The 10423-nt window shown below is 46.6% G+C and carries 2 protein-coding genes; both read right to left on the bottom strand.

Annotated features, from left to right (window positions below; translation table 11 throughout):
• A partial coding sequence (locus ACKX14_RS15155) for an Ig-like domain-containing protein (protein WP_422449135.1) occupies nucleotides 1-4265 on the bottom strand: 4265 nt, incomplete at its 3' end.
• A 340-nt stretch (nucleotides 4266-4605) separates the two neighbouring features.
• The gene (locus tag ACKX14_RS15160) at nucleotides 4606-10011 is read right to left on the bottom strand and encodes a glycoside hydrolase family 2 TIM barrel-domain containing protein (RefSeq protein ID WP_422449137.1); all 5406 of its coding nucleotides are present in this window, start codon (nucleotides 10009-10011) and stop codon (nucleotides 4606-4608) included.
• Nucleotides 10012-10423 lie beyond the last annotated feature (412 nt).

Raw genomic sequence — 10423 nt, forward strand, 5'->3', positions numbered from 1 at the left:
TATACGCTGTCCGCCACGCTCTTCAGGCCTATGTTCAGTTTAAATTCACTTCCGGCCTGCACCGTATCGGGGCCGGTCAGGGTCACTGTGGGCTCCGCTACGGGTTCCTCCGACCTTACATTGATCATACACATTGTTTTACAGGATGAATTTGCCGCACTTTCTACTGTAATTATTGCACTACCCGATCCTATAGCTTTTATAATTACCGAGATAGAACCATCCTCGTTATACACTACATTTTCAACTATTGCTACTGTCTCATCGCTCGAACTTATCTTAACATCTTTATTTGTAGCATCATCAGGTTTTATTATAATATCAAATTGTGCACTATCGCCCTTCGAGAGATTTAATGTTGATGGTAATATCTCAATATCTGAAACCCCAGTAGTAGTAAATAAGAATATTTTTTCACTCAATACCTCAGCTCCATCATATACGGCTTTTACAACCGTATAATAGTCACCACTTTCCGTTGAAAAGTCTTTCTTACTAAATGAGGTAATATAGTCTTTACTATATAATACCTGCCCAACTTTACCTGTATATCCACTCCAATTTCCTGGCAATGCTAATGTGGTATATATGTCGTCTCCTTTATAGACATCATACATAACATTTAAGCCACCATCCTGCAATTCCAATGGATTACCCGAACATATACTTGTTCTGAGAACAGTAACATCTTCATCTATTTTTTCATAGTTTGTCACTGTACATCTCTGTCCATGAATCTTCGAAATTGTTATTCTGTCCAAGTCTGGTCCCCACCCGGAGTTATTGAAAAATAGCAATCTATTGGTACCACTCTTTAAAGGCACAACAATTGTTACAGGATTTTTCTCAGGATAGTCGAACTTAGCACTAGAACCTGTGCATGCTAATCTTACAGGATCCATGTCATTCACCTGTGCATATAAATATCTCGTTCCGTTTACTGCATAATAAACATCTATCGCATAATATTCATCTTTTTCTACTGTAAAATCAATTTGCAACTTTCCATTCCTGGAACTATCACTGCCGACATATCCTACCTTTTTACCGCCGGAGAAATTGCTGCCACTTCTTATCGTTGCATTTCCAATTATTGTACCACTCTCAGCTTCAATCATTTGCTCCCAATTATTGTTATTCACAACAATTGCATATTTAGCATACACTTCAGGGTTATCAACACTTTTTACTGTAATATATGCTACTCCTTCATTATTCCCAACAACTTTACCGTTATTGTCCACAATTACAACATTAGTATCACTGCTCTCCCAAATTAATGATTTATTTGTGGCATCATCCGGTAAAACACTTGCCTGTAATGTACATGTTTCATTGACCTTTAAACCAATGACAGACGGCTTTGAAATAACAATTTGGGTTACAGGTACCTTACTTACATTTACTTTACATTCTGCATAAACTGCAGGATTAGTTACAGATTGTACTTTAATTGTAGCACTACCAATTGACTTACCGGTTATAATACCATCTTGGGTGACACTGACAACATTTTCATCGCTACTTATCCAAATTAACTCTTTATTAAACGCTTCTTCAGGTATTGCCTTCGCAATTAGCTGTTTGCTCCCGCCAACCTTTATTTCAACAGTTGTTTCACTTAGTTCAATAGAGTTAACAAGAATTGATGCATCATAAACATTAACCCTGCAAGTAGCGAAAAATGCCGGATCTTCTTCGCTTATAGCTTTTATGGCAGTCTTTCCACCTTTAATGCCTCTTATTATCAGCCGGTGCATACCGGTGCTCTCATCATAGGTAATGTTTTCAACAGTGGCTATCGCCGGATTCTCCACTTCAATCTTTATATTTTTATTTGTTGCATCAACCGGTGATACATACAAAGCTACCTCTGCTGTATCTGTGCCATTGTCGTTACCATCATTTATTACAATATCAACGTTCTTGATGCTGGTGAATTTTACACTCCAGCTGACATCACGATTAACTGGAGAGTTAATGGTCACACGAATAAGATCTCCAACCTGATTATAGTTAATATTCACTCCCGCGCCCTTGTCAGCATCTGAAACCTGAACACTCTGCACAGTCCAGCCATTTCTTGCTACTATTCTAAGCTCATAAGAATCATTTCCGACTACCCTGCTAACCCCGGTTAAAGTATAGTGAGCGCTATCCCAGGTTTCTGATGCAAGATCAACCATCCCCTGTGTTATATGGCGTGAAGTACTTATTACCTGCGGGTGATCGGAAACGGGGCGCACTTCTATCACACGGGCATCATGAGCGGGAACCGATAAATCAAGGGTACCGGATATCGGCTCCAGCAGTTTATTGTTCCAGAAATCATAGGCTTCGTAAACGGTATTCCCTGAAATACCTATTCTGTCAAGCGATTCAGAAATATTAATCTCAGTGTCATCAGAATTAAACAATCCGATTACATATCTCTGAGAATCCTTTCCATCACCGGCGAGAAGCCATATGCGCGGAATATCACGTTCAAAAATATCGACCGGTCGCGGTTTTAAACCGTGAGCTGGCATAATCCTTTTTAGAAGTTCCAAACGATCAGGATTTACATCCGGCAGCCAGTCGCTATCTACAGTCATCTGACCTGTAACACCCACCCAACTGGCTATATATCGCGACTCATTGAATGGCATACTGTTTCGTATATATACGGGGTCTGGGTCATTGTACCATACTCTTCCGTGTAAAAAGTAAAAGCGTGATCCATATCTAGGTCCTCTGGTCAAACTGCTCCATCCCGCACCATTATCCGGGCCAATTCTCATGGCATCCACCAAACCCATAGCAGCCCCCAGCGTTCGCATGTTCTGTGCTACGGTGCAACCCAGCAAGAAAACGTCGTCTCCCGCATTCTCACGGACAAGTTTTAAGCCGTCGCGGAAAGCCTCGACGTTAGTTTTGTTTGGATCATAAAATACAGCATCGCCCATATTATCTTCTTTATATGCGTCATTGACGTAAACCTGTTTTACCCCGATGCCTGTATACAGGCCGTCCATCTTGAGGTATTTAAAGCCCCAGTTGTTGGTGATTCGATTTACGACATCTGCTACGTGTTGCCTGACTTCCGGATTTGTCATATCAAGGGAGGTGCCGCCCCAGGAGGTTTCATACGGTGTGCCGTCCTGATTTTTAACAAACCAGTCCTGGCGTTCGGCAAAATAAGGATCGCGATGATTTCCGGCAAAGGGCATGAACCACAAGCCGGGGGTTAAACCCCTGGCTTTAATTTTGTCGGCAATCGCCTTCATGCCGCCGGGATATGGGCCATCGGGCCTGTGGGTGGTGAAGTTTTTGCGGGGGCCATTATCTTTGATACCCTCCTGCCAGCCGTCATCGATTTGTATAAAGTCAAATCCATATGGTTTTAAGTTTTGGGCTGCGAAGTCCGCCAGTTGTTCAAGATAAGTTTCATCACTGGATCCGCCGTGCTTATCGGAATACCAGGTGCAGTAGCCGCTTGGTTGAGGCGGGAGGTTGATATTATAAACCTGAGCAATCATGTCGGCGAACCTTTCCAGACCCGAGCGCGCATCTTCAAAATACCCTATGACAAATGTCTCGGTCGTTGCACTTGAGTCAGGAGGGATGCGCAGTGTACCGTAATCCAGCCTTGGATTTAAACGGACCAGGTTATTCTCGATACTGGTAAAAATAACCCCGCTGCCCCGATCCTGAGTCAACCACCCGCCGACTACCCCCTTGCGGGTAGACGGATCTACTGTCGCCAGAAATACATAGCTACCGGGGTTTTTATCCGGCGCATAAAGCCCGCCCGTACCAAAAGTTACCAACTTGCTGTATTCGACACCCAGATCCACACTGGCTGAAACCGTGTTGATCCGGTTTAAAACAATATCCGAGGAGCTGTTGTTGAACTTTACCGATTTGAAGAACACATAGGGTATATCGGAATAAAGTGAGATATAGTCAATGTCGCCGTTGGAATAAGTGATCTTGATCGACTTGCCGGAGCCAAAGGTGGGGTCGCTGGTGGTTTCGACGGTTGGGGTGCCTCCGGTGTCCGCAAACTGACCCTCTCTCAGGAAAGTGGCCCCACCGCTTACTGGATCGGATACGGTAAATTTGTTAGTGTCTTTATCATAAGAGACCGATAACACGCCATTACTAATTTCCATAACCGATGATGAATCCGTATCTTCCGCAAAAGCTGAAAATCCCATGCCGCTGAAAACCAAGATAAATGATAGAAGCATAGCTAACGTTCTTTTTATTATTTTTTTATTCACAGTATCTCCCCCCAATCTTTTGTCAAATTTTTGCTTTTCTTTCTATTGTTAATCTTCGCAAATATCAATTTCCTGTAATGTCGCCAAATCTTTAATTAGATTTTGTCGACTTTTGTTTTCTTTTGTGGTAAAATATATAAAGAAGAAAATCCATGACCATCTCATCAAAATAGATTTTTTTGGCCAAGGTCAAGGAAAATAATCCAAATTCTTAAATTCTTTAATTCTTTAATTCCAGATATAACAGGGATAGATTTTTTGGGAAGGTCTTCTCATTGATTTTGCTATGGAAGGTAGGTTGCCCACCCTCCATAGCGATTTTTTTGTCTTTTCCGATACCCTACCGCCTGTCGATTATCCTGAAGGCCACATATACCAGATCCAAGATGCCTACCTCTCCGTCGGGTTCCCCCTCCTCTCCAGCCACATCGCAGATTCTGGCTTCATTCCAGTTGGGATCTCCGGCTTCGGCCCCGTAATAGTACGCCACCATTGCCAGGTCCCCTACATTCACTCTTCCGTCTCCGGTTATATCTCCGGGTATCGTATATTTGGTTACCGTGATGCCCTTGCCGGTGGTCGCAGCTTCGATTACATCGCCTTCGGGGGCGGTGCCCAGTTCGGCTTTTGTAATCTTCACGGTGCCCGTCGCCGTTTCATTTACGTCTTTTGCTTTGAAGTTCAGCTCGACCAGTGCCGCATCATCGCCTATTATGGCCCGGGTGCTGGCCAGCAGTATTCTCACTTTGCCGGGCTCTTCTTCATATACTTCTGCTATTATGATGTCGTCGCCGGCCTCTTGGCAGGTTGTGAGTTCAAACAGGTCTTCGTCGTATTCCACCGTGATGTCTGCGGCGTATACGTTTGAATATACGCTGTCCGCCACATTCTTCAGGCCTATGTTCAGTTTAAATTCACTTCCGGCCTGCACCGTATCGGGGCCCGTCAGCGTCACGGCGGGTTCCGCCACGGGTTCCTCCCCCGGAGTGCCGCTTACGATGATTCCTTCCGATTCATTGCCCGATGTATCTATGGTGGTTATCCTGAATGTGTACCGCCGGCCGTTGGTCAGGCCTTCGATGATGGCGGTCTGGACACCTTTGTCTACATATACCGCATCCATAACCGTGTCGCCTTCACCGGATATCTTTATCGTGGCCAGGTCTTCATCTCCGGGGTCGGTCCAGGTGATGGTAAGCTTCCCGTCGCCTGCCGTCACGGCGGCGTTTATGACTTCTCCTGGGGCCACCGTATCCTCAAGTTTCCTGAATTTGGCATCGGCCCAGTCGGCATGGTCTTCTGCATTGCCGTTTCCTGCGTCGGTTACTACCAGCTTTAATTCTTTTTTGCCCCTGACATCAATGGTTACAAACTTCGCCGGTGTGCTGCTTTTACTCATTACACCACTGTCATAGACCTTTTCACCGTCCAGCCATACCTGAAATACTATACTGCCATTATTTATCTCACGGTCTATGCCGATGTAGGATTCAAAAATGTCATAACCCTTTCCTTCAATATTGTAAATAATCTCAGAATTAGCATGGGTTCCAATGCCTTTTTCAAAGGTGACCGCTTTACCCGAATCATCCGTAAGTCTTAACGCGTTGCCCTCAACGCTCTTATCCTTCTGCACCGTCCTCCATCCGCAGGTGGCGCTTACCCAGTCGAGATCCGACAGATATATGTAGGGTACTACGTAGAAGTTAATGATGTAGGTGGTGGTTATACCCAGTTCAGAGGTTGCCTTGATGATGGCCGTCCCCGGCAGTCTCCCGGCCTGGGTTACCTCGACTTCTACTCCGTCGCTGGAGGGGATAGCTTCCACGACCGGCACCTTTATGGTCCCCTGCAATATGGGTATATTATATTCCAGCACATCCGTGTTAAAGGTCGATAGCGGCTTGCCGTCGATGTTGATCCCTTTGAGCGCATCTACCGTCACTGTCTGCTTGCTCAATACCATGGGTGACGATGCCGCGGTAACTGGTTTTAGCCTGTAACTGTAGGAGTAGGGTTTATCCGCATAAAGAGTAAACTCCGGATGCGGTCTGGCTCCCCAGCTATTGTCCCCGCCTACGCCCATCTGCCTGTAGTTGAGCCTCAGGGTGATATCATCCCGGCGCACCAGCTTATACGGATGGCTTGCCGTCGACAGGTCTTCGGGCGTGTAATGCAATGCATTGACTTCCAGTAATGGCATGCCTACCGCCAGAAGTCCCACACCTTCGTCATTGGTCAGGGTTACCCAGCGCACATCCGTCTTGTTTCCCGTTTCCTGCGGTTCAAGATAGGGAATAAATTGTTCGTCTACGGTGCCGCTGTATACTCCCACATCTGCCCCGGTGTTCCTGTCCCAGTAGTTTTCCTGGGGACCGCGCCCGTACCATGTGATGTTTTCAAATTCCTCCGGCAATGTCAGTATGTTGCCTATTTCGGGTATTTCCGGCAGGCCCGTGCCCGGTATCAGTGTGTTTTTCACTACCACGTCGCCGCTTCCGTAAATGGTATATGTTGTCTTATAGTCTGACGGGCTGGTAGTGGGCAGTGTGGCATTTACGGTAATCCGTACAATATTGTCCGCAAGTCTTGTGACGGTGACATTGTTTATCTGCCTGTTTTTCCCCGCATACCGCCATGTGGCCGTTCTGCCCGGCATGCCGTTGCCCTTGTCGTTGTCGTTGGGCGCCCTCCAGAAATTGGGCACCGGCCCTTCCTTCAGTATTTGCTTACCGTTATAGGTAAAGGATGATATGGTGCCTTTGGCTTTATCAAACACTATAGTGAAATCCTGTCCTTCTATCGTTATTTCCTCATCGGCTTCACCGACGTCCAGCGCCGGCATCTCCGATGTATCCAGTACCGGCGCATCAGCTACTTCGAAGGGCACCTTGAACTGCTCCCTGGCAATCTCATGCCCGGCCGGGGCCCATGAAGTAGCTTCAGGCAGCGTGAAACTGATGTTCAGCCAGTACTCCGCACCGGGTTTCATCTGCGGTTTTTCAAAGGGGATTGTCACTACCCGGCTTGTGAGCGGTTCTATATCAAGGCGCGGAAGCTCTCCTTCATCTATAACCTTATCGTCTTCCATGAGCTTCCAGGTAACATTAAAAGCGTTCAGGTTCGTGAACAGATATTCGTTTTCGATTTTTATCTGACCGTTCACCAGATCCACAGCTTTTATGGCCACGTTCTGATATACTTTCTTAACTTCATAAAGCTCGGGCTGGACGGTCCTGTCGGGAAAAACCAGGCCGTTGGCACAGAAGTTGCCGTCATTCGGGTTATCACCCCAGTCTCCTCCGTAAGCGAAATATTCTTTCTGCTCATAGCTTTCTTCCCGGACTTCGTCAAAGTCCATCCACAGTACCGTGTTTTCATCGGGCAAGCGCGTATCGTTATTCAGTTCTTCCAGGCTCAGGGCCCTGTTATAGATGCGCACTTTGTCTATCAGGCCGTTAAAGCTTCTGTTCCTTTCCACATCGCGGCCGATGCCTACGGGATATGTGTTTTCCGTAATTTTTGCAGTCGTCTCTTTTGCAGCTTTTAATTCTCCATCTATATACAGCTTTAACATTGTACCATCATATGTTCCCGCCACATGATGCCAGTTCCCAAACCAATCCGTCGGCACATCCGTTACGGCCGCCACCCACTGCGTCCATTGCCCCGGTATATCTTTATCGTAAATATAAAATTCTATGACGCTTCTGTTCTGCCCAAGATAATTGGAAGTGTATTTCAGGGCAAACTGACTGTCGCCTTTGGCAATAATAACGTTATCGGTGTTCGTAATCTCTGGTTTTACCCAGGCTTCCAGGGTCAGAGCCTTGCCTGTAATATTTAATGCCGGTTCATTGGGCAGAAGGGCGTATCCTTTTAACGCCTTGCCTTCTTTGCCATCCTGCAATTCACCGAACATCTCTGCTTTGAATTGGTTTGTACTTTTATCAAATAAGGATTTCTTTACCGGCGTAGGCCACCTTAAAGCCTGATCCACCCAGTCCCATATAAAGGCTCCCTGCAGGTTTGGATACTTCTCCATCACATCCCAGTACTGGTAAAGGTTGCCTACACTGTTGCCCATGGCGTGGGCGTATTCGCACAGGATAAAGGGCTTTTGATTCCCCGATTTTCCGTAACTTTCCACGTATTCAACACTGGAATACATGCGGCTTTCCACATCGGCCCACCGGTTGTCTCCTTCATAATGTATGAGGCGGGTGGGGTCTGCCTGGCGTGCCCAATCGGCCATGGCCCCGAAGTTATCTCCATTTCCGGCTTCGTTGCCCAGAGACCAGATCAGCACCGACGGATGGTTCTTATCCCTTTCAACCATGCTCCTCATCCTGTCAATACACGCCGCCGTCCACTTCGGGTCGCTTTTGGGTAACGTGCCGCTCGCACCATGGGATTCAAGGTTGGCTTCGTCGATGAGGTAGATGCCGTATTCATCACACAGGTCATACCAGTAGGGGTCGTTGGGATAATGAGAGGTGCGCACGGCATTGATGTTGTACCGCTTCATCAGCAGGATGTCTTCGAGCATTCTTTCTTTGGTCATGGTCTTTCCCGTATCCGGATCGATTTCATGACGGTTGACTCCCTTGAACATTATGGGCCTGCCGTTTAGCTTCATCTGCCCGTTCTCAATCTTAAATTCCCTGAAGCCCAACCGGCAGCCGGCTGTCTCCGTTATCGCTCCGGTGGAGTCCTTCAGGCTCAATACCAGAGTATACAGATTCGGTTCTTCCGCCGACCATTTCAGCGGATTTTCCACAAATTGATTTTTTTCCACCGAAACTTCCTGTTGTCCGTTAAAAGCTACATCCATCACTACGGGCTCTGCAAAGACCGGCTGCTTCGCCGCGTCGTAGAGCATCGCCTCGACTTTATATGCGTCGGGCTCTGCCGCTCCAAGATTCCTTACATCCACCTTTATATTCAATGTGGCGTCCTGGTACTGATCGTCCAGATCGGTTCTGACCCTGAAATCCCTTATGTGCACCTTCGGGGTTGAATAAAGATATACATCCCGGAATATGCCGCTCAGCCGGATAAAGTCCTGGTCTTCCATCCAGCTGGCGTCCGACCAGCGGTATACTTCCACCGCCAGGGTGTTTTCCCCGGGTTTTAGATATTTCGTGATATTGAATTCAGATGGCGTGAAGCTGTCTTCATCGTACCCGACTTCCTGTCCGTTTACCCATACGTAGAAAGCGGAGCTGACTCCCTGGAAGGAAAGAAATACCTCTCGTCCTGCCCAGCTTTCGGGTATGGTAAAGGTTCGCCGGTAAGACCCTACGGGGTTATACACCGTAGGCGCCTTCGGCGGGCTTGGATTTTCATACCCTCTCCACGGATATGTGATATTGGTATATATGGGGTAGTCATAGCCTTCCAGCTGCCAGTTGCTCGGTACTTTGATTTCGTCCCAGCCGCTCACGTCATAGTCTTCTTTGTAAAAATCTGCGGGCCTTGATGCGGGATTGTCCGAGCAGTGGAATTTCCAGAGGCCGTTGAGCGACATGTAATACGGAGATTTTTCCCTGTCCCGTTCAAGGGCCGTTTCTACATCGGCAAATGGTATAAATGTGGCATGGGGTGGTTCAGTATTTACTTCAAACTTCTCGGGGTTGCCGTCCCATTCTTTTACGCCGTCCGAAGGCATGGCAAAAACCGGTATGCACAAATTGGTTAATAAGAAAACCAATATAACCAAAATGCATATGGCTTTTTTACCCATTAGTTCTATCCCCCTTCTTTCTTTAGAATTTTCTTTAGAATCTTTCAGCCCTATTTCAAAACCCCCAGATTCATCATGGCTAAAGCGGCGCTCCCCACCATGCCTGATTCGTCGCCCAGTTCCGCCTTTACTATCTGAACATTTTCCGCCACGTTTCTCATTGCTCTTAATTAAACGTATTTTCTTAAAGGTTCCAGCAACCTGTCGCCTGCAAGTGATACTTTCTTTGGCCAATGTCAAGGAAAATAATTCAAATTCTTAAATTCTTTAATTCCAGGTATAACACGGATAGATTTTTTGGAAATGTCTTCTCATTGATTTTGCTATGGAAGGTGGGTTGCCCACCCTCCATAGCGATTTTTTTGTCTTTTCCGATACCCTACCGCCTGTCGATTATCCTGAAGGCCACATA

The sequence above is a fragment of the Thermorhabdus hydrogeniformans genome (assembly GCF_049310025.1).
Taxonomy (GTDB): Bacteria; Bacillota; Thermosediminibacteria; order Thermosediminibacterales; family Tepidanaerobacteraceae; genus JBJYKD01.